Source organism: Serratia sp. CY56464, assembly GCF_052168435.1.
Classification (GTDB): domain Bacteria; phylum Pseudomonadota; class Gammaproteobacteria; order Enterobacterales; family Enterobacteriaceae; genus Serratia; species Serratia marcescens.
The window spans coordinates 133,606-154,254 of record NZ_JBJNMV010000001.1 but is presented as its reverse complement, the minus strand read 5'-3'; the positions used below and the strand labels follow the sequence as shown (position 1 = coordinate 154,254).

Sequence of the window (20,649 nt, the reverse complement as noted above, 5' to 3'; positions counted from 1 at the left end):
TATCATGAATATGCTCTTCCCGCTGTTGGCCGTGCTGATTTGGTCGATTAACGCCGTCGTCAGCAAACTCTCCGCCACCGCCATCGATCCGGCGGCCATTTCGCTCTACCGCTGGCTGCTGGCGCTGGTTGCCCTGACGCCGTTCGTGCTGCCGGGCGTGCTGCGCAATTGGGCGCAGGTGCGCGCCAACTGGTGGAAGTTGATGATCCTCGGCCTGCTGGGCATGGTGCTGTATCAAAGCCTGGCCTATTACGCGGCGCACAGCGTCAGCGCGCTGTTTATGGGCATCATCGTGTCGCTGATCCCGCTGCTGACCATCCTGATCAGCATCGTCCTGCTGCGCATTGCGCCGACCGTCGGCGTGCTGCTCGGCAGTATTCTCTCCTTCGGCGGTTTGATCTGGCTGGTCAGCGGCGGCCAGCCCGGCGTACTGCTGCAGCACGGTATCGGCAAGGGGGAATTGATGATGCTGCTCGCCACCGCCTCTTACGCGCTGTATGGCGTGTTGACCAAACGCTGGGCCATCGCGCTGCCGAACTGGCAATCGCTGTACGTGCAGATCCTGTTCGGCGTGCTGCTGCTGCTGCCTAATTTCCTGATGGCGCAGGATGTCGGCTTGAACGGCCATAACCTGCCGCTGGTGCTGTTCGCCGGCATTCCGGCTTCGATCATCGCCCCGTTCCTGTGGATCCAGGGCGTGATGCGCCTGGGCGCCAACACCGCCTCGATCTTCATGAACCTGGCGCCGGTGTTTACCGCCGCTATCGCCGTGCTGTTCCTGCATGAGCAGTTGCACGGTTACCACCTGATTGGCGGCGGCATTACCCTGCTGGGCGTTATCCTGTCGCAGCGGCTGCGCACGCCGCTGACGCGTAAAGCCAAAGTCCCGACGGCTGACGTCGAGTCCTGCAAAGAACAGGCTTAAGACAACAGCCTGAAACGCACCCGCACCAACAGGCCGCCCAGCGCGGCGGAGCTCAACAGCTCCGGGCGGGTGCCGTGATACGCGGTGATATCCTTCACCAGCGCCAGCCCCAGGCCGGCGCCCGGCTGATCGCCCACGTTGTCCAGCCGGTGAAACGGCTGCAGCGCCAGCGCCTTGTCCTGTAAGGCGATGCCGGGGCCGCTGTCTTCAATCTCCAGCACGCCTTCCCCCGTCTCCTTTCCCTGCGTGAGGCGAGCGGTAACCACGCCCTGACGCGGTGTGTATTTCAACGCATTGTCCAACAAGTTGGCGCACAGTTCGGCCAACAGCAGCGGTTCCCCTGCCACCTGACACGCCGCTTCACCTTCGAAACCGAGATCGATCTGTTTGCTGCGCGCCTGCGGCAAGCGCGAAAAACAGGCGTCGCGCAGCACCTGCGCCAGGTTGACCGGCTGCAGCTTGCGCTCGGCCTGGTGCTCGCTGGCCTTCAGGCGTGAGAGATACAGCAGGCGGTCGGTCAGTGCCACGGTATTGTCCAACGTCGCGCTCATCGCCTGCAGGCTTTCACGCCACTGCTGCGGCCGATCGCTGGCCAGCGCCACCCCGACCTGCGTCTTCAACACAGCCAGCGGCGTGCGCAGCTGGTGGGAAGCGTCGGCGCTGAAGCGTTCCTGACGCGCCACCATCAGCCGCAGCCGTTCGATATAGCGATTGAACGCCACCAGCAGCGGCTGCATCTCCGACCACGGCAATACCCGCGGCAAGGGCGTCAGCTCGCCCGGATCGCGCCGCAGCATGATGCCGGAGAGTTTACGCATCGGCTTCAACACCCGCTTGAGCAGCGCGAACGCCAGGATCAGGGTCAACACCACCACCGTGCCCTGGCTCAGCAGCGCCGCGATCATCATCTGCCGCGCCAGGTAACGGCGCGATTCCAGGGTTTCCGCCACCAAAATGGTCGCCATGCCGCTCACCCCCGACTCGTTGACCGGTTGAAACAGCGCCGCCACGCGGATCGGCCGGCCGAGGTATTCCGCATCATAAAAATGCACCAGCGCCGGGTAGAGCGTGGAGCGCGGGATATGGGGCGGCAGCGACGGCAAATCGTCATAGCCCGAGATGCTTTTTCCCTGCGGCGAAATCACCTCGTAATACAGCTGATCGTTCATGTTGCGCTCGAAGCTGTCGAGCACTACATAGGGCACATCAACCGCCAGCTTGCCTTCGCGCACCACCAGTCGCTCCGCCACGGTGCGCGCCGACGCCAGCAGCGTGCGATCGTAAGCCAATGTGGCGGCGCTCATGGCGCTGAAATAGTGGGTGTAGATAGAGATACCGCCCAACGCCAGCAGCGGCAGGCCAAAAAACAGCAGCAGTTGATAGAACAGCGAACGCGGCGCATTAAACCACCGCATTGCAGAGCTCCAGGCTGTAGCCCAGACCGCGCAGCGTGACGATCGCCACGTCGCTGCCCTGCAGCTTTTTCCGCAGGCGGTGTACGTAAAGCTCGATGCTCTCGGGATTGGCCTCGTCGGACAGCGTAAACACCTGCTCGAACAGCTGTTGTTTGGCCACCGGGCGGCCGCGCCGATGCATCAGCGCGGTCAACACCGCCAGTTCGCGCGGCGTCAGCGCCAGCGGCTTGCTCTCCAGCAGAAAATAGCCTTCGTCATGGTAGGTCAACGCGCCGTACTGCAACGCCGGCTGCGGGGCGCCGACGCTGCGGCGCAGCAGCGCCCGAATACGCGCTTCCAGCTCGTCCAGTTCGAACGGCTTGGTGAGGTAATCGTCCGCCCCCAGATTCAGGCCCTTTACCCGATCGGCCACGTCGGTGCGCGCCGTCAGCAGCAACACCGGCAGATCCTGCCCGCGCTTGCGCAGGCGCGCCAGCAAATCCAGGCCGTTCAAACGCGGCAGCGCCACATCCAACACCGCCAGCGCATAACGCTCGTTGAGCAACAGATGATCGGCCGCCACGCCGTCCGGGGCGACGTCGACGGCAAACCCGGCGCCGGTCAGCGCCTTTTGCAACCAGTGAGACAGCTCGGGGTGATCTTCAACCAATAACAGTCGCATGTTCCCATTCCATTGATTTATCTGAACAACCTGGCTCCGACACGGCGTCCGTTAACAGGCTGATAACAGAGAATGGCATGGAAAATAAGGGGATAAAAGAGCGCCGCGCCGCCAGTTTTGGGAGCTGGCACACAATTATGCGTATGGAGCGCGATCGCAGGGCGGCGTCAGATCAGCGGAATGGGGCTATCGGCCACGGCAATGTCCAGCACCGAGCGCAGCTTGTCGGCGGTAAACGGTGCAGAAACCAGCACGGAGCGATTGTTGACGGCAAATACCAGATCGATGCCGGTCACACAGGCGGTCATCTGGCAGGCATATCTTTCACCGGCGGCGTTGACGAAATGCAGCTCAAACACGCCAACCTCGGCGCGCAGTCGCTTCAAACGGCACTGCCCGGTTCCACCGACCATCTCCGCGTAGACCTCAGGCAACCGTTTAATCGCGCATACTTTGGCGCTGTCCCTGCCGCTAAACAATTTCCCTAACGAAAACATATCACTGCGTCTCTATTCATTTCACTGATCATGATTTTATCGCGAAAGCAAAACGGCAAACCTGATATTACGCAGGATTTTGGCCGGTTTTGCGCCCTGTTCCTGCCAGCATTTCTATGGTAGCGCACCCGTGATTCGCTAGCGACAAGAGACCCTAATCACAGACTGGAAACTTTTCCGGCCACTGAAAGGTAAATGAAAGGTTGTTGTTTTAACAATCCTGCAACCGCGCTCAGCGGGATTCACAACCAGAACAATACCGAGGGCAAGCCACAATGAAAAAAATAATGACCCGTACCTTGACCGCCGCCGCACTGTTGCTGGCGGCCTCTCAGGCCTTTGCCGGGGAAGCGCCCAAACGCACCGAATGCATTGCGCCGGCCAAGCCCGGCGGCGGTTTCGATCTGACCTGCAAGCTGATTCAGGTGTCGTTGCAGGACACCAAGGCCATCGATAAACCGATGCGCGTCACCTATATGCCCGGCGGCGTCGGCGCGGTGGCCTACAACGCCATCGTCGCGCAGCGCCCGGCGGAGTTCGGCACCGTGGTGGCCTTCTCCGGCGGTTCGCTGCTCAATCTGGCTCAGGGCAAGTTCGGCCGCTATAACGTGGACGACGTGAAATGGCTGGCGGCGGTCGGAACCGACTACGGCATGATCGCGGTGCGCGCCGACTCGCCTTACAAAACCCTGAAAGACCTGATGGACGCCTTCCAAAAAGATCCCAACAGCGTGGTGTTCGGCGCCGGCGCCTCCATCGGCAGCCAGGACTGGATGAAAACCGCGCTGCTGGCGCGCGAAGTCGGCGTGGACCCGCGCAAGATGCGCTACGTGGCGTTCGAAGGCGGCGGCGAGCCGGTCACCGCGCTGTTGGGCAACCATATTCAGGCGGTTTCCGGTGACCTGAGCGAGATGGTGCCTTACCTGCAGGGCGACAAAATCCGCGTGCTGGCGGTGTATGCCGAGCAACGTTTGCCGGGCCAGCTGGCCGACATTCCGACCGCCAAAGAACAGGGGTACAGCCTGGTGTGGCCGATCATTCGCGGCTTCTACGTCGGGCCGAAAGTCAGCGATGAAGAGTATCAGTGGTGGATCGACACCTTCCAGAAAATGATGGCAACAGACGAATTCAAGCAGCAGCGCGATCTGCGTGGCCTGTTCGAATTCAATATGACCGGCAAAGAGCTGGACGCCTACGTGAAGAATCAGGTTGCCCAATACCGTGAGCAGGCGAAAGTGTTCGGCCTGGCCAAATAACCGCAGGGGAAAACCATGAGCGATCGTATTTTTGCCGGCTTTTGGCTGCTGCTGTGTATCGGCGGGCTGTTCATCGGCTGGGGCATTCAAAGCGAATACAGCTATGAACCGCTGGGGCCGCGCCCGTTCCCGCTGGCGATCCTCAGCCTGATGGCGCTGTGCGCGGCCCTGTTGCTGCTGCGCCGCCCACAGGCGGTGGAATGGCCGCACCACAAGGTGCTGCAGCGGCTGCTGGTGCTGGTGATCACCCTGGTGCTGTATGCCTGGGGCTTTGAATGGCTGGGCTTTCCGCTGGCGACCGCGCTGCTGACGTTCAGCATCGGCCTGTTGTTTCAGGCCAGCCTGCCGGCGGCGGCCATCTCCGGCGTCGTCATGGGCGCAGCGCTGTACTACGCCTTTGACCAACTTCTCGATGTCACACTGCCGCTCGGCATCTGGCTGAGCTAACGGGAGCGATGATGGATACCTGGATGTATTTGACCCAAGGGTTTGAAGTGGCGCTGGTGCCGCAGAACCTGATTATCGCCCTGATCGGCTGCTTCGTCGGCACCATCGTCGGCCTGTTGCCGGGGCTGGGGCCGATCAACGGCGTGGCGATCCTGCTGCCGCTGGCGTTCGCCCTCAAACTGCCGGCCGAATCGGCGCTGATCCTGCTGGCGACGGTGTATATCGGCTGCGAATACGGCGGGCGCATCTCGTCGATTCTGCTCAACGTGCCGGGCGACGCGGCGGCGATCATGACCGCGCTGGACGGCTACCCGATGGCGCAGCAGGGGCGCGCCGGCGTGGCGCTGTCCATCTCGGCGGTCAGCTCGTTTGTCGGCTCGATGATCGCCATCGGCGGCATCATTCTGTTCGCGCCACTGCTGGCCCGCTGGTCGCTGGCCTTCGGCCCGGCCGAGTATTTCGCCCTGATGGTGTTCGCCATCGCCTGCCTCGGCAGCATGATGAGCCAGAACCCGCTAAAATCGCTGCTGGCGGCGCTGATCGGCCTGGGATTGGCGACGGTGGGCGTCGACGCCAACACCGGCGTTTACCGCTTTACCTTCGACAGCGTGCATCTCTCCGACGGCGTGCAGTTTATCGTGGTGGTGATCGGCCTGTTCTCGGTCAGCGAAATCCTGCTGATGCTGGAAAGCACCAGCGCCGGGCAAAAGCTGGTGCGTAAAACCGGCCGCCTGCTGTTCAACCGTAAAGAGGCGGCGCAGTGCGCAGGCCCGACCCTGCGCTCGTCGGTGATCGGTTTCTTCGTCGGCATTCTGCCGGGCGCCGGCGCCACCATCGCCAGCGCGTTGACCTACATGACCGAGAAGAAAATCAGCGGCAACAGCGACACCTTCGGCAAGGGCGACATTCGCGGCGTAGCGGCGCCGGAAGCGGCCAACAACGCCTCGGCCTGCGGCTCGTTCATTCCGATGCTGACGCTGGGGGTGCCGGGTTCCGGCACCACGGCGGTGATGATGGGCGCGCTGACGCTGTACAACATCACCCCCGGCCCGGCGATGTTCACCGAACAGCCGGATATCGTCTGGGGGCTGATCGCCGCGCTGCTGATCGCCAACGTCATCCTGCTGATCATGAACCTGCCGCTGGTCGGCCTGTTCACCCGCATGCTGACCATCCCGCTGTGGTTCCTGGTGCCGGCGATCGCCGCGGTGTCGGCGGTAGGGGTTTATGCGGTGCACAGCACCACCTTCGACCTGCTGTTGATGGTCGGGTTGGGCGTGTTCGGCTACATTCTGCGGAAAATGCATTTCCCGATGTCGCCGCTGATTCTGGGCTTTGTGCTGGGTGAGATGCTGGAACAAAACCTGCGCCGCGCGCTGTCGATCAGCAACGGCGAGTTCGGCATTCTGTGGAGCAGCAGCATCGCGCAAACGCTGCTGGTATTGGCGGTCGCGGTGCTGGCGTTGCCGCCGCTGCTGCGCCTGATGCGCAAACGCCGCCAACCGGCGGCTGAGGCCAAGGCCGAATAACGCGAAACGGGCGGGGATCCCCCGCCCGTGATGTTTAACGGCGCAAGGCCGCAATTCCCTTTTCCAGCGCCCCGATATCGTCATCGGCAAGCAGAGGCTGGATCACCGCAAAGTCCGCCTCGGACAAGTCATAGAGGCGCAACGCAAGCAACCGCGCGATGATTTCCGGCGTGAATCGCCAACGGATAAACGTCGCCGGGTTACCGCCGACGATGGCATAAGGTTCAACATCGCCGGCCACCACGCTGCCGGCGGCGACGATCGCCCCTTCGCCTATCGATACCCCCGGCATCAACATCGCCCGCATGCCGATCCAGCAACCGTCACCCAGCCGGGTATCGCCTTTGGGACGGTATGCCTGCTTGATGGTTGCCATAAACGGGTACAGGCTCAGCCAGTCGATGCGGTGGGTGTGATTACCGCCCATCAGGATCACCGCTTCGGCCGCGATGCACACGTAATCGCCGATCAGCAAACGGTCTATTTCGCCCAGCGGCTGCCATTGCCGGCTGACCGCGTCGCCGTGCAGATAGCGCACCACCGAGCGTTCGAAGCCGTTGTCCCAGCAGTCGCTGTAGTAGCTGTGGGTGCCTTTGACGATAATATTCGGGTTGGTCACCGTCTGATGCAGCAGCTCAGTGTTGGACCAGTGTTTTTCGGACATGGCGTATTCTCTTGTTACGGGAATAAAAGCCACGGAACGGAGTGTCTGTGGCCGTGTTGTCGTTCACTCAACACGGCCATTCAAGCGATAAGCGCTCGTTTCAATCTCGGGTTATTCATCATTACCGCCTCTCTTGCGAGGCGTAATGCTAACCGATCACGCCTCGACGGTCTTGCTTTTCAACAGCAGCACCCCGCCCATCACCAACGCGCTGCCCAGCAGCTGCAGCTGATTCATGTTCTCCCCCAGCAGGAAATAGGCGATCACCGCGGTAAACACCAGCTCCAGCGACAGGATCAGGTTGGCTACCGCCAGCGGCAGCGTTTTCAGGCTGATGTTATACAACCCGAAACCCAGCAGCGTCGGCCCGGCGGCCAACGCCAGCAGCAACAGCCAGCCGCTCCACTGAATGCCCTGCGCGCTGTGCGACAGGAACCACAGATCGCCGGCCATGCCGTGGAACGCCGCCAACGGGAACGCCGTCAGCGCCGCATTGAACGCCAGCTGATACAGCGCCGAAAACCCGAACACGTACAGGATGGTGTTCCACACCGGATAGCCGCGTTCGCTGGCCACCCGCCCGCCGAGGGTATACAGGGTATAACCGATGCCCGACAGCATCCCCACCAGCAGCCCCAGCAGATCGAAGTGGCTGTTCCCCATGCTGTCGCCGTTGCTGACCAGGAAGCAGCCGCCCAGGCTGATGGCGATCACCAGCAATTGGCGCAGCGTCAGGCGTTCGCTATACATCACCCAGCCGAGGAATACGGTAAAGCCCACCGAACAGTAGGTCAGAATGGTCGCCACCGACGCGCCGTTCAGCGCCACCGACAGCGTCCACAGGCTGTTGAACAGCGCCAGCAGCAGCCCGTAAAGCGCGTAGAACACCACCTGCTCACGGCGCAGACGCGCCCACTGCGGTTTCACCAGCAACAGCAGCGGCAACAACACCAACGCCACCAGCGCCGCGCGCCAGAACGCCAGCACGAAGGTCGGCAGGTGGTAATACTCGGTCAGCGCGCGGATGATGATGGCGGTAAAGGCCAGCAGCATGGCGCTGATAATGGCGATGACGTACCCCTGGCTGCTGCCCTGAAAGAGGCGCGCGCCGGGCAGCGCCGGCCGGGCGGAAACGCCTGACGGTAATGACATGAGATCCTCGGAGAAATGGCGACATAAATACTCAGGCACAGAGTGTAACGCGGCCATTTTTTCTCACTATAGCCACTTTGCGGCGTTGTCATGCAGGCCACTTTTCTGCGCTTGAAGCCCTGTTGACATGGGGTATAGTGAAAATATCTCTCCCTAACCGGGCCAATTTCGCATGCACATCCCGTTAGATCGCGAACAGGACGTTCCGCTCTATTTACAGATCGAAGAAGCGCTGCGGCGCGCCATCCTCACCGGCGTGTTCGTCGATGGCGACAAGCTGCCCTCGACGCGCACGCTGGCGATCGAGCTGGCGGTCAGCCGTTTAACGGTGGATAACGCCTACGCCGAGCTGGCGGCCAAGGGCTTTTTGCATCAGCGGCGCGGCAGCGGCGCCTATGTCGCGCACCCGCAGGCGCAAACGCGCCCGGCCCGCCCGACCAGCGACGCCCCTTTCCCGCTGGAGAGCTTCACCACCCTCACCTCGCGTCTGGACGGCTACGCCGACGCCCCGCTGCCGGAGGGGCTGATCAACTTCGCCGCCGGCGTCGGCAGCCCCAAAATATTTCCGCTGGAGGCGTTTCGCAAAGTGCTGCTGTCGGTGCTCAGCCGCCACGCGGAAGAGGCCTTCAGCTACGGCGAATACTGCGGCTACTATCCGCTGCGCGATACGCTGAGCCGCATCCTCAGCGCCCAGGGCATCCCCACGCAGGCGGAACAGGTGCTGATCACCAACGGTTCGCAGCATGCCATCAGTCTGGTGGTGCAAAGCCTGCTGGCGCCGGGTGATACGGTGATCGTCGAAGAGCCGACCTACGCCGAAGCGCTGGGTCTGCTGCGCCAGCACCGCATCAATATCGTCACCGTGCCCGGCGACCGCCACGGCATGCGGGTGGATTTGCTGCCGGAGTTGTTGGAACGCCACCGCCCCAAACTGATCTACACCATCCCCAACTTCCACAACCCGACCGGCCGTTGCCTGAGCGAGACGCGCCGGCGACGTCTGCTGGCAATCGCCCAACAGGCCGGCGTGGTGATCCTGGAAGACGACTTCGTCGGCGATCTGCGTTATCAAGGCAAACAACTGCCGTCGCTGCGCGCGCTGGCGCAGCCGGGCGCGGTGATCTACGTCAGCACCTTCTCCAAAATGCTGCTGCCCAGCATGCGCATCGGCTATCTGGTGGCGGACAGCGAACACTATCAGCGTTTCGCCAGGCTGAAGCACGTCGACAGCTTCACCAGTTCCAGCCTGATCCAGCGGGCGCTGGACGCGTTCGTCACCGTCGGCCGTTACGATAAGCAGCTGCGGCGCGCCGGGCGCGTCTATCGCCTGCATCTGGAAGTGATGATCGACGCGTTGCAACGGCGGCTGCCGCCGGGGTGCCGTTTCGAAACGCCGCAAGGCGGCTTGTTTATCTGGCTGACGCTGCCCGCGACGGTGACCACCGCCGAACTGATGCCGGCGGCCTGGCGGCACGGTGTCACCTTTGCCCGCGGTGAATGCTTCTATGCGCAGGAACAGCTGGGCGCACACGGCCTGCGGCTAAACTTCGCCGCCAACTCGCCGCCGCAGATTGAAGAAGGTATCGCCCGGCTGTGCCGGGCGATTGAGGAAGTGATAGCGGAGAAAAGCGCCGGTTAGACGGCGGCCCACCACAGCCGCAGCTTCATCCCCCAGTAGCTGGTCCAGCCGGTGGTGCTCTGCACCACCTTGCCCTGCGAGATCACCACGAAGGTCGGCGTCACGCCAATCCGCCACTGCGCCGACAGCGCGCCGGCCGGATCGTTGACCACCGGCAGCGCCAGCCGTTTACGCGCCAGCCACTGTTTCACCTGGGTATCGTCGCCCGAGCGCAGCGCGACGGTCAGCACGTTGCCGCCCTCCGCCTGCAAGCGGGCGACGTCCGGCGTGGTGAAACGGCAAACGCCGCACCAGCTGGCCCAAAAGTAAACCAGCAGCGGCCGCTCATGGCTAAGCTGCGCCAACGACACGCGCTCGCCGTCCAGCGAGGTCAGCGTCTGGGCATCGAAGGCCGGCGGCGCCTGCGGCGCGTTCAGCCAATCCATCACCGTGACCACCGCCAATGCGATCAGCGCCAGCAGCAGCAACTCGCGCCCCCAGCGCTTGAGCTTAGCCATTGTTGGCCTTCGCCAGCTGCTGCTTCACCATCGTTTCCAGCTCTTCATACGACACCGCTCCCGGCAGCATCCGATCGCCGATCAGCGTCGCCGGCGTTCCTTGTACGCCCAGTTGCTCAGCCAACGCCATATTGCTGCGCAGCGTGGTCATGCTCTGTTCGCTCGGCGCCACCGCCTTGACGCCGGTTTTCTCCTGCGCGGCGGCGATGCTGGCATTGTCGTGGAAGCCCTTTTTCGCCATCAGCCGCTGATGCAAGGCCCAGAATTGCTCCGGGTGCTGCTGCCAGGTGGTGAGCGCCACGCGCGCCGAGCTGACCGAACTTTCGCCCTTGAACGGCAGCAGCTTCACCACCAGCGCCACATCCGGGTATTGCTTGACGATCTTCTCCAGCATCGGATCAAACCGCTTGCAGTACGGGCAGTTATAGTCGGTAAAGGTCACCAGCGTCAGTTTGGCGTTGGCGGCGCCCAGTCGCGGGCTGGCCGGATCCTGATACAGCGTTTTGGCGTTCTGCTTGATAGCCTGGCTGATTTGCTGGCTGGCGGTTTGCTGCTGCCAGGCGTCCACCGCCTGCGCCAGAATGTCCGGGTTGGACACCAGCGTTTCGCGGATCATCTCTTTGATACGCGCCTCTTGCGCCGGGGTGAAAGGCTCGGCGGCCCACACCGGGGTGGCGATGATCATCAGTAAAATCAGTAGTTTTTTCATTGTTCGGTTCCTTTGGCATGGGAAAGCGTTTGCAGCACGGCGTCACGGGTCAACAGCGGGGATAACACCTCACCGTCCGGGCTGCCGGGGCCATAGATTTGGTTGAAAGGCACGGCGACGCTGCCGCGCCTTTGCAGGAAGGCGCTGATGTCGGCCGACGGGCGGCTCCAGTCGCCGCGCAGCGCGACCACATCATCGGCACTCAACGCCCGCTGTATGTCATCGCGCAGCAGCACATTGAATTTGTTGGCTTTGCAGGTCACGCACCAGTCGGCGGTCACGTCGACGAACACCCGCTTATGCTGCGCCAGCGCCTCGGCGATCGCCTGTTCGCTCAGCGGTTGCCACTGCACCCGATCCTGCAAGGGTTGACGCCACAGACCGGCGGTCAGCGAGCCGGCCAGCAAGGCCGCGCCCGCCAGCACCAACGTGCCCGCCGCCAGCTTGGCCGCCAACCGTGCCCCTTGCTGGCGCCACACCGCCAGCAGTAATGCCAGCAACGCCAGCGCCCCCAGCCACAGCGTGGCCTGCGCGCCGATATGATTGCTCAGCAGGCTCAGCAACCACAGCGACGACGCCAGCATCAGCAATCCCATCGCCAGCTTGACGGTATTCATCCAGCGGCCGGGGCGCGGCAACCGCAGCGCCAGCGACGGCCAGGCGGCGATCAGCAGCCACGGCAGACTCATGCCGATGCCGAGCGCGATGAACATGCCCCACAGCACCGGCAGCGACGCCGCCAGCGCGAAGGCCACCGCCGTGCCGAGAAACGGCGCCGAGCACGGCGTCGCCAGCAGCGTGGCGAACGCGCCCTGCCAGAAATGGCCGCTCAGACCGTGCCCGTTATGGGTCGCCAGCGAGGTATTCAGATCGGATGAGAGTCGCAGATGGAACAGGCCGAACAGGTTGGCGCTGAACAGCAGCGTCACCAGCACCATAAAGCCGATAAACCACGGATTCTGGAACTGAATGCCCCAGCCGAGCGCGTGGTTGCCGAGCCGCAGCAGCGTCATCAGCAGGGCCAACGCCATAAACGAGGCGACGATGCCCAGCGACGACGCCAGAAACTGCAGACGAACGCTGCGCCGATCGCGCCGCTCCACCTGCAGGATGGAGCCGAGTTTGATGCCCAGCACCGGCAGGACGCACGGCATCAGATTGAGGATCAACCCGCCCGCCAGCGCCATCAATACCGCCTGCCATAGCGGGAACGCCGCACCGGCCGGCGCGGCCAGCGGCTGGCCGATCGGCAGCGTTATCTGCTGCGCCATGCCGCCGTCGTCGATCACCAACGTCAGCGTTTTGCCGCGCAGGTCCGGCGCCGCATCGCCCCAGCCATCGCTGACCGGCACTCGCGCCAACAGCTGAGCGCCGTCGGTCTCGACCTGCGGCTTGCCGAGATCGGCATCCGCCAGCGTATCGAAGAACAGCGCAGGCTGTTGCCAGCCGGCGGCGCGTTCGGCGGAAATCTGCAGCTCGCCGCTGCGATACCCGGCCTTGACGCTTTCCGCCAACCCGGCGGCGATCGGCACCTGCCCCATTGCCTGCGCGAAGTCATGGTTAAACTGCGGATCGTTCGGCGTGGTCAGATCCAGACTGAACGGGTAGTCGGTCAGAATGCAGACGTTGCTGCAGGTGGACAGCGTCAGCGTACCCGCCAGCGGGCCGGACACCTGGCCTGGCATCACGATCGGCAGCGTGACCCGATCGTGATAGCCCTGGGTGGAAATGCCGGCCACCTCGAAACGCTGCGGCGTCGGCCAGTGCCAGGTCGCCGGCGGCGGGTTACCCTGCCAGACGATAGCCGGCGCGATGCCGCCTTCGCCTGGAGAGCGCCAGTAGGTTTTCCAGCCTTTTTGCAGCTCGACCGACAGCAGCAGGCGGGTCTCTCCCGGCTGTGACGTGTCGGCGCGCAGCCGCACCTTGGCATGATCGTTGGCCGGATTTTGCAGCCAGCCGCTGTCCGCCGCCTGCAAGGCAGGCAGCCACAGCATAAACAGGCAAGCGCAGGCCAGCCTGATAATTTTCAACATGTTAATTCTCCATAAATGATTAATTCACCGCGAAAAACGGGCGATTAACTCATTCACGGAATACGCATAATCGAAGGTGCACCCTGAGGGTGGGCGGTGAAATGGCGCGGGGAGGAGGAATGCGCAGACGCGCGGCAATGGTCGGCGACAACAGCGCCAGCAGCAGACCCAGCCCGAACAGCACGGTTTCAAACATTACCGGCGGCGCGGCCAGCAATGATTTGGCGCTCAGTTCACAAGGCGTCGGCTGCGCTTCGGCGGCGGCGTCGCTGGATTGCACGGCAGTGGCGGCCGGGATCCCCAGCGTTTGCTGCAGCGCATGCAAGCCCGCCATGCGCTGGGTCATGCACGTCAGCACCACCAGGCAAGCCAGGCATAAAAACCATTTTGCAATCCGCTGCCGTTTAACCATGCCATCCTCATGTTCAGATCTGGGGTTATCTTAGCGACGCAGACGCGTTTAGCAACGTTTTGTCGGTAAAGAAATGTCTGAGCGGCGGTATTGATGGCGGCGATTTACAGGTATCATAGACGGTAAGCCTGCGCTTTTCGCCGGGTACGATGACGATTCTCTCCTCCAGGCACACTGCGGGGATACACAGCGAAGGACTGGTGATATGCAACCTTTGAGTGGGCCGGGCACCCCAATCGCCGGCGAACGCCCCCCCTCCCCGGGCAAAACGGCGGCCACTGACGATCAACCTCTCTCTCCGGCGCAGCGCACGACGCTGGAAAAACTGATCGTGAAAATCATGACGCTCAGCCCGGCCAAATCGGCGGAGATCTGGGCGTCTCTGCGTCACGATCTCGGCGCCAACAAAGGCGGCGAACTGCTGGCGCGCCATTTTCAACCGGCGGAACAGCTGCTGCAAACGCGCCTGACGCAGGCGCAACAAAACCATGCCGGGCGCCAACTGCTGCAACAGCTGGCCGAATTGCTGCCGCAGGGCAATAACCGCCAGGCGGTCAGCGACTTTATTCGCCAGCAGTTCGGCCATACGGTGTTGAGCCAGCTGAGCCCACCGCAATTGCAACAGGTGCTGAATCTGTTGCAGACCGGCGGCCTGACCATTCCCCAGCCGCAGCAAACCACCACCAGCGATCGCCCGCTGCTGCCCGCAGAGCATCAAAGCCTGCAGCAGCAGATCACCAAACTCAGCGCCGCGACCGGCGAAGCGCCGGCTAAAATCTGGCAAACGCTGTTCGATCTGGCGGGCGTGAAAACCAACGATCCGCTGCCGGCGCGCCACTTCCAGCTGCTGAACCAGTTTTTACAGGTGAAGGTGGCGCTCAGCCCGCAGAACGCGCCGACGCTGAACAACCTGCTGGCGGCGCTAAAACAGCCGGCGGATGAGCAAGAACTGCAGCAGATGAACGACTATTGCCAGGCGCGCTTCAACTGCGGCGCCAATGCACCGCTGACGCACCCGCAAATGAGCGACGCCATTCATCAGCTGTTTGCCCGCCGTCTGGATAAAGCCGGCCAGGCGCAGCCGATCGCCAGCCACCCTGTCGAACCGCATCCGCTGCTCAACCCGCTGATCGCCGCTCTGCCTCTGCCGCTGCAGAAAGCGCTCAGCAAGCCGGCCGTGGCGCTGATCCTGTTGCTGTTGGCGTTGGCGGTCGTGCTGGCGCTGGTGTTTTAACGCCTCAGGCGCAGCCACAGTCCTCAGCAGCCGCCCGATCGCGCAGCGATCCCGGCTGTTCTCCGATGGCCAATGGATGGCCATCGCGCAGCCAGAAGTCCAGCCCGCCGATCAGCTCCTTCACCCTGAATCCCAGTTTCGCCAGCTTGTAAGCGCCTTTGGTGGATCCGTTGCAGCCAATGCCGTCGCAGTAGGTCACATACACCTTTTTACGATCCAGATGCGCCGTGCCGGCTTCATCCATCAGGCGATGCGGCAAGCTGAACGCGCCGGGAATATGCCCGGCGGCGTACAGCGCCTCCGCGCGGGTATCGATCACCACTATCCCGTCCACGCCTTTGCGCAGATCTTCCGCCACATCCCAGGCATCCGCATAGCGGCTCAGTTTGGCCGCCAGGTAGGCCAAACTCTCTTCCGGCGCCGCCGGCGGAAAAGCCAGCACCAATGATTCTTTCGACATATCACTTACTCCCGTGCATCAAGACAGATGACAATAGTGCCCCATTTTGGTCTTATGATTGATACCCATTATCCACAGATGATAAGACCCATTATGCGGCACACGCTGATCACGCTGTTTCAGCAATCGCCCCAGGCCGTCGGCACACTGCGCGATCGTTTGTGCGCGGCATTGCGGCAAGCCATCCACCACGGCGCATTGAGCATTGGGCAACGCCTGCCCTCCAGCCGAGTGCTGGCTGGGGATCTGAGCCTCTCAAGGGTGACCGTCGAAGCAGCCTACGGCCAGTTGGAGGCGGAAGGATATTTGCAGCGCCGCGTCGGCCAGGGCACCTTTGTGGCGATTACCATCGCCAAATCACCGCCGCCGGCAGCCGGCTCCGGCTTGCCGCGCCTTTCGCAGCGCGGCCAACAGATCGTGCAAACCGGCGGCTGCCGCGATCCGCAGCAGCCACAGGCGTTTGCCGCCGGCTCGCCGGATCTGCGCGCGTTTCCGCTGGCCTTGTGGAAGCAGTTGACCGCGCAGCGCCTGCGGCTACAGGGGGAAAGCCTGCTGCGCTACGGCGACCCGCAGGGCTATTTGCCGCTGCGTGAAGCGATTGCCGCCCACGTCAACCAAACGCGCGGCGTAATCTGCGATGCAAACCAGGTTATCGTGCTGACCAGTTCGCAGCAGGCGCTGCAGCTGATCGCCACGTTGCTGCTGGACAGCGGCGACAGCGTCTGGATGGAAGAACCGGGTTACGCCGGGGCGAGAAACGCCTTTATCAGCGCCGGCGCCGCCCTGACGCCGGTGGCGGTAGACGGCGACGGCCTGCACGCTGAGCCCTCCTTGCCCGAGCCGCGTTTGATTTATCTGACGCCCTCGCACCAATACCCAACCGGCGCAGCGCTCAGCCTGGCACGCCGATTGGCATTGCTGACGCTGGCGGAAAGGCAGCAGGCCTGGATCATTGAGGACGATTACGACAGCGAGTTTCATTACGACGGCCTGCCGATACCGGCGATGCAGGGCCTGGATCGCCGTGGCCGGGTACTGTACCTCGGCACCTTTTCCAAATCGCTGTTCCCTTCGTTGCGGTTGGCGTACCTGATCGTACCGCCCACGCTGGTTGAAGCGTTCGTCACCGCGCGCACGGTGTATGACGGCCACAGCGCGCAGCTGATGCAGGCGGTCACCGCCGAATTCATCCGCCAGGGGCACTTCGCCGCGCATATCCGCTACATGCGCCAACTCTACCATAGCCGGCGCGATGTGTTGCTGGCGGCAGTGCGCGAAAAACTCGGCCACTTCGCCACACCCGCTCCCGCCGCCGGCGGCCTGCAGCTCAGCGTCTGGCTGCCGCCCGGCCAGGAGGCGGCGCTCAGCCGGCAGGCGCGGCGGCTCGGCGTCCTTACGCCCGGGTTAACTGCGCAATACCAAACGGTTCAGGCCCAGCGCGACGGATGGCTGCTGGGCTTTTCGGCCCTGACGCCGGGCGAGATCCGCAGCGCCGTCGAGCGGCTGGCGCGGATCGCCGCGGCTTAGCCCTGCCCCGGAGAGACGCCGGCCGGCTTATTGCTCGGTCAGGCGCATCTCCGCCACCAGCGGCAGGTGATCGCTCACCGCCGGCCAGTGCACGCCGTTCCAATCGCCGCTGGCGTTCGGCACCGTCAGGCTGTCCAGATGCCAACGCTGCGCATTGCCGCTAAAGATGTAATCCACCTTGATTTCGGCGTTTTCCGCCGGCCAGCTGCGGCCGTCCTGCCCGTTGGGCATGATATCGTTCCAATAGCGGCTCAGCTCCAGCCAGGTGACGCTGCCCGGCACGTCGTTCATATCGCCGAACAGCAGTTTGATGCCGCGCACTTCGATGGTGCGATCGTTCAGCTCCCGTACCTGATCCAGACGCATCGTCGGATCTTCCTTGGTATCGAGGTGGGTGTTGAACAGGGTGATCGGCGTCGGGAACTCCGGCACATCGACCTTGGCGCTGAAGGCGATGCGCTGCTCGCGCTGGCCGGACGGCAACGGATAGATCACGGCATCGTGCAGCGGATACTTCGAGAGAAACGCCAGGCCGTATTCACCGCCGTCGAAATCGATCGCCCGGCCGAACACCGCCTGCATGCCGGTAAGCTTCGCCAGTTCCGCCGCCTGATCGACCCGCCCGCTGCGGGCGGTGAGTTTATCCACCTCCTGCAGCGCCACCACGTCGACGTTCATCGCGCGAATCGCCTTGGCGATGGCGGTCATATCGCTGACCTTGCCGGCGGCGATATTGAAGCTGGCGACGCGGATCTTCGGCGCCTGTTCCAGTTCGTAGGTTTTGTTCTTCAGGCCGCCCAACGCGCTGGCCACCTCGCGGCTGTTGGCGTTGCTGTTGGCGTGCCCGGTATCGGCAGACGACCAGGCGCTGTGAGAGATACCCAGGGACAGTAAGGTGATAAGCAGAGCGTGACCGGTGTGCATGAATTCTCCTTGAGGGACAGATAAGTGTTATGTGGGCGCATCCCGGCCCACAGCTAATACCGATTTTGCCGCAGAAACCTGCGACTATTTCCTAGTTGCACCGCTATTTTTCGTTTCTGCGCGATACTTCGCATTCTGGCGGTTTACGCATTGCACCGTTGGACAAACGGCTGATTTCGTTTTAAAACCGGTAGATTGCCAACCGCGAGGAGTTCCGATGACCAGCCCGATTGCCGAACAGCTTACCGAACGTTTCTTCCGCTATCTGGCGGTGACCAGCCAGAGTAACGCCGCCGCAGCCACCCTGCCCAGCACGCCGGGGCAGCATGAGATGGCGCAACTGTTGGCGGACGAGCTGCGCCGGCTCGGCCTGGCCGACGTGCAAATCGACGAGCACGCCACCGTGACCGCGCGCAAGCCCGGCACCCAACCCGGCGCGCCGCGCATCGGCTTCATCACGCATATCGACACCGTGGACGTTGGCCTCTCGCCCGAGATTCGCCCGCAGCGCCTGCGCTTCACCGGCGAAGATTTATGTCTGAACGCCGAGCAAGACATCTGGCTGCGGGTCGCCGAGCATCCGGAGATCCTGCCCTACCGGAACGAAGAGATCCTGTTCAGCGACGGCACCAGCGTGCTGGGCGCCGACAATAAGGCGGCGGTCACCGTGGTGATGACGCTGCTGGCCAACCTGACCGCGGCCGATCGCCACGGCGATATCGTGGTGGCGTTCGTGCCGGACGAAGAAATCGGCCTGCGCGGCGCCAAGGCGCTGGATCTGCAGCGCTTCCCCGTCGATTTCGCCTACACCATCGACTGCTGCGAACTGGGTGAAGTGGTATACGAGAATTTCAACGCGGCGGCGGCGGAAATCCTCATCGAGGGAGTGACCGCCCACCCGATGTCGGCGAAAAACGTGTTAATCAACCCAATACGCATCGCCAACGACATAATAAACCGATTCGACGTGCAGGATACCCCGGAGCACACCGAGGGGCGCGAGGGTTATTTCTGGTTCACCGATCTGGCCGCCAACGCCAATCAGGCGACGCTGAAGGTGTCGATTCGCGACTTCGATCGCGCGGCGTTCGAGACGCGCAAGGCCCGCCTTGAGGAGACGGTGCGCCAGGTGGCGGCCAACTATCCGCGCGCCAACGTCAGCTGCAGCGTCAGCGACATCTACAGCAACATCAGCAACGCCATCGGCGAGGACCGGCGCGCTATCGATCTGATCTTCGGCGCCCTCGCCGCCCACGGCATCCCGCCGAAGGTGATCCCGATGCGCGGCGGCACCGACGGCGCGGCGCTCTCCAGCCGCGGCATCCTGACGCCCAATTACTTCACCGGCGCGCATAACTTCCACTCGCGCTTCGAGTTTTTACCCGTCAGCGCCTTCGTGAAATCCTATCAGGTGACCCGCAGCATTTGCCTGCTGGCCGCGCGGCAAAGCGGCCAAGCGGCTTAGCTCATCACCCAACCGAGCAACGCGGCCCATACCAACAGCGGCAGCGAATAATAGTGGAAGCGCAACCAGATCATGCGCTCCCCCGCCATCCGCAGCGCAATCAGGTTGGCGAGCGATCCGATCGCCAACCCGAAGCCGCCGGCGTTGACCGCATAGGCCAGCTGAGCGCTGGAAGGCACATAGTTGAGCAACAGTATGGTGGCCGGCACGTTGCTGACGATCTGCGACAGCCCAACGCCCAACGCATACACGCCGCCCTCGCTCAGCCCGGCGATGGCGGCGAACGCCGGCTGAAGCGGCGGCAAACGGGTAAACAGGCCGACATCGATGAACATGGCGGCGAACACGAAAATCAGGCTCCAGTCGATCTGCAACAGCACCCGGCGCGCCAGCAGCAAGAAACCGGCGAACACCGCCAACAGCCCATACAACGGCAGATCGAAATCGAGACTCAGCAGGAAAACCGCATACAGCCCTACGCAGCTCAGCAACAGCGGCCGCTGGTAGGGATACCCCTCGGTATTCGGCGCTTTCACAATGTCGCGCGCCGGGAAGCTTAACCAGGTCAGCACCAGCAAGCTCAACATCATTGCGGCGCCAAACGGCGCCATCTGGCCGATGAAACCGAGGAAAGAGAGGCCGGAGCGGCTCCACAGCAGGATATTTTGCGGGTTGCCGATCGGCGTCAGCAACGAACCGGCGTTCACCGCCAGCGCCTGGAAGATGATCAAGCGGCCAACCGGCAGCGCCGACAGCTTTTTCAGCGTGATGGTGAGCGGAATGACGATAAACAGCGCCACATCGTTGGTAAGAAACGACGACAGCAGTGCGGCGGAAAACACCAGGAACAGCGCCAGCCGCCGTTCGCTGAGCAAGCGGTTGATAATCTTGCGGCCGACAAAATCGAAGTAACCGCTGACCTCCACGCCTTTGGTCAGCAGCATCAGCCCCAACAGGGTGATGAGGGTACGGCCGTCGATAAAACCACCCAGCGCTGTCAGCGGTTGCGGATGAAAAGCGAACATCGCCACGCCGGCCAGCAACAATGCATGCAAGAAGCGATCTTTGATAAAGGGGTGGATAAACCGAGAAATGGCGGTTGAACTCATGGTGGCTGCGTGAACCTCACCGAAAAGAATGGGCAGACGTTAGCTCAGACGCGGCTTCAGCGCCAGCAAAATGCTATTTTACCTTTATCCGCTT

At 62.8% G+C, this 20,649-nt stretch carries 20 protein-coding genes; 8 read left to right on the top strand and 12 right to left on the bottom strand.

What is annotated here, in order from left to right:
* Nucleotides 1–4: 4 nt before the first annotated feature.
* Entirely contained in the window at nucleotides 5–925 is a 921-nt protein-coding gene (locus ACJ8KE_RS00780; protein ID WP_097101607.1) for a DMT family transporter, read from the top strand.
* On the opposite strand, the gene ACJ8KE_RS00775 is transcribed toward ACJ8KE_RS00780, so the two are convergent.
* The 3 genes from ACJ8KE_RS00775 to ACJ8KE_RS00765 all read right to left on the bottom strand — a co-directional run bounded on the left by ACJ8KE_RS00775 (nucleotide 922) and on the right by ACJ8KE_RS00765 (nucleotide 3,498).
* Nucleotides 922–2,340: a sensor histidine kinase gene (locus ACJ8KE_RS00775; protein WP_016926877.1), complete on the bottom strand. Its 1,419-nt coding sequence runs from the start codon at nucleotides 2,338–2,340 to the stop codon at nucleotides 922–924. The genes ACJ8KE_RS00780 and ACJ8KE_RS00775 overlap by 4 nt on opposite strands.
* A complete protein-coding gene (tctD, locus tag ACJ8KE_RS00770) occupies nucleotides 2,327–3,001 on the bottom strand; it encodes a transcriptional regulator TctD (protein ID WP_016926876.1) in 675 nt (224 codons plus the stop codon). The genes ACJ8KE_RS00775 and tctD overlap by 14 nt, the downstream gene beginning before the upstream one ends.
* A 167-nt stretch (nucleotides 3,002–3,168) precedes the next feature.
* Nucleotides 3,169–3,498 (bottom strand): hypothetical protein, encoded by a 330-nt coding sequence (locus ACJ8KE_RS00765; RefSeq protein WP_016926875.1) that lies wholly within the window; start codon nucleotides 3,496–3,498, stop codon nucleotides 3,169–3,171.
* A 275-nt stretch (nucleotides 3,499–3,773) separates the two neighbouring features.
* Between ACJ8KE_RS00765 and ACJ8KE_RS00760 the strand changes: the two genes are divergently transcribed.
* Genes ACJ8KE_RS00760 through ACJ8KE_RS00750 form a run of 3 tightly spaced genes read left to right on the top strand, consistent with a single transcriptional unit; the run spans nucleotide 3,774 to nucleotide 6,730 of the window.
* The gene (locus ACJ8KE_RS00760; protein ID WP_028127751.1) at nucleotides 3,774–4,754 is read left to right on the top strand and encodes a Bug family tripartite tricarboxylate transporter substrate binding protein; all 981 of its coding nucleotides are present in this window, start codon (nucleotides 3,774–3,776) and stop codon (nucleotides 4,752–4,754) included.
* A 15-nt stretch (nucleotides 4,755–4,769) separates the two neighbouring features.
* Nucleotides 4,770–5,201: a tripartite tricarboxylate transporter TctB family protein gene (locus ACJ8KE_RS00755; RefSeq protein ID WP_016926873.1), complete on the top strand. Its 432-nt coding sequence runs from the start codon at nucleotides 4,770–4,772 to the stop codon at nucleotides 5,199–5,201.
* Nucleotides 5,202–5,212: 11 nt separating this feature from the next.
* Nucleotides 5,213–6,730, top strand: coding sequence for a tripartite tricarboxylate transporter permease (locus tag ACJ8KE_RS00750; protein ID WP_016926872.1), 1,518 nt, complete (start codon nucleotides 5,213–5,215; stop codon nucleotides 6,728–6,730).
* A gap of 34 nt (nucleotides 6,731–6,764) precedes the next feature.
* Here the strand turns inward: ACJ8KE_RS00750 and ACJ8KE_RS00745 are convergent, their stop codons facing one another.
* Both ACJ8KE_RS00745 and ACJ8KE_RS00740 read right to left on the bottom strand, forming a co-directional pair.
* The gene (locus ACJ8KE_RS00745) at nucleotides 6,765–7,394 is read right to left on the bottom strand and encodes a CatB-related O-acetyltransferase (protein ID WP_079452188.1); all 630 of its coding nucleotides are present in this window, start codon (nucleotides 7,392–7,394) and stop codon (nucleotides 6,765–6,767) included.
* Nucleotides 7,395–7,550: 156 nt separating this feature from the next.
* Nucleotides 7,551–8,546 carry a DMT family transporter gene (locus tag ACJ8KE_RS00740; protein ID WP_274985014.1) on the bottom strand — a complete coding sequence of 332 codons (996 nt, stop codon included), beginning with the start codon at nucleotides 8,544–8,546 and terminating at the stop codon, nucleotides 7,551–7,553.
* Nucleotides 8,547–8,718: 172 nt separating this feature from the next.
* On the opposite strand from ACJ8KE_RS00740, the gene pdxR (ACJ8KE_RS00735) reads away from it, so the two are divergent.
* Nucleotides 8,719–10,185 (top strand): MocR-like pyridoxine biosynthesis transcription factor PdxR, encoded by a 1,467-nt coding sequence (gene pdxR / locus ACJ8KE_RS00735; RefSeq protein ID WP_442517058.1) that lies wholly within the window; start codon nucleotides 8,719–8,721, stop codon nucleotides 10,183–10,185.
* Here pdxR (ACJ8KE_RS00735) and ACJ8KE_RS00730 read toward each other — a convergent pair.
* The 4 genes from ACJ8KE_RS00730 to ACJ8KE_RS00715 are packed head-to-tail and all read right to left on the bottom strand — an operon-like array spanning nucleotide 10,182 to nucleotide 13,836.
* Complete coding sequence (locus ACJ8KE_RS00730) at nucleotides 10,182–10,682, bottom strand: protein disulfide oxidoreductase (protein ID WP_016926868.1); 501 nt, start codon at nucleotides 10,680–10,682, stop codon at nucleotides 10,182–10,184. The two genes, pdxR (ACJ8KE_RS00735) and ACJ8KE_RS00730, sit on opposite strands and share 4 nt — an antisense overlap.
* A complete protein-coding gene (locus ACJ8KE_RS00725; RefSeq protein WP_016926867.1) occupies nucleotides 10,675–11,391 on the bottom strand; it encodes a DsbA family protein in 717 nt (238 codons plus the stop codon). Before ACJ8KE_RS00725 ends, ACJ8KE_RS00730 begins: the two co-directional genes overlap by 8 nt.
* Nucleotides 11,388–13,424, bottom strand: coding sequence for a protein-disulfide reductase DsbD family protein (locus tag ACJ8KE_RS00720; RefSeq protein WP_116403460.1), 2,037 nt, complete (start codon nucleotides 13,422–13,424; stop codon nucleotides 11,388–11,390). Before ACJ8KE_RS00720 ends, ACJ8KE_RS00725 begins: the two co-directional genes overlap by 4 nt.
* A 49-nt stretch (nucleotides 13,425–13,473) precedes the next feature.
* On the bottom strand, nucleotides 13,474–13,836 hold the full coding sequence (locus ACJ8KE_RS00715) for a hypothetical protein (RefSeq protein WP_016926865.1): 363 nt from the start codon (nucleotides 13,834–13,836) through the stop codon (nucleotides 13,474–13,476).
* 205 nt (nucleotides 13,837–14,041) lie between these two features.
* Here ACJ8KE_RS00715 and flk point away from each other — a divergent pair, with 205 nt between their 5' ends.
* Complete coding sequence (gene flk / locus ACJ8KE_RS00710; RefSeq protein WP_442517057.1) at nucleotides 14,042–15,070, top strand: flagella biosynthesis regulator Flk; 1,029 nt, start codon at nucleotides 14,042–14,044, stop codon at nucleotides 15,068–15,070.
* 4 nt (nucleotides 15,071–15,074) lie between these two features.
* On the opposite strand, the gene ACJ8KE_RS00705 is transcribed toward flk, so the two are convergent.
* Nucleotides 15,075–15,530, bottom strand: a complete 456-nt coding sequence (locus ACJ8KE_RS00705; protein ID WP_016926863.1) for a rhodanese-like domain-containing protein — start codon at nucleotides 15,528–15,530, stop codon at nucleotides 15,075–15,077.
* A 93-nt stretch (nucleotides 15,531–15,623) separates the two neighbouring features.
* Here ACJ8KE_RS00705 and pdxR (ACJ8KE_RS00700) point away from each other — a divergent pair, with 93 nt between their 5' ends.
* Nucleotides 15,624–17,057 (top strand): MocR-like pyridoxine biosynthesis transcription factor PdxR, encoded by a 1,434-nt coding sequence (gene pdxR / locus ACJ8KE_RS00700; RefSeq protein ID WP_016926862.1) that lies wholly within the window; start codon nucleotides 15,624–15,626, stop codon nucleotides 17,055–17,057.
* Between the two features lie 27 nt (nucleotides 17,058–17,084).
* On the opposite strand, the gene ACJ8KE_RS00695 is transcribed toward pdxR (ACJ8KE_RS00700), so the two are convergent.
* Entirely contained in the window at nucleotides 17,085–17,981 is an 897-nt protein-coding gene (locus tag ACJ8KE_RS00695) for an endonuclease/exonuclease/phosphatase family protein (protein ID WP_016926861.1), read from the bottom strand.
* 217 nt (nucleotides 17,982–18,198) lie between these two features.
* Between ACJ8KE_RS00695 and pepT the strand changes: the two genes are divergently transcribed.
* Complete coding sequence (pepT, locus tag ACJ8KE_RS00690; RefSeq protein WP_306376887.1) at nucleotides 18,199–19,446, top strand: peptidase T; 1,248 nt, start codon at nucleotides 18,199–18,201, stop codon at nucleotides 19,444–19,446.
* Here pepT and ACJ8KE_RS00685 read toward each other — a convergent pair.
* A complete protein-coding gene (locus ACJ8KE_RS00685) occupies nucleotides 19,443–20,555 on the bottom strand; it encodes an SLC13 family permease (RefSeq protein WP_261419520.1) in 1,113 nt (370 codons plus the stop codon). The two genes, pepT and ACJ8KE_RS00685, sit on opposite strands and share 4 nt — an antisense overlap.
* Between the last annotated feature and the right edge of the window lie 94 nt (nucleotides 20,556–20,649).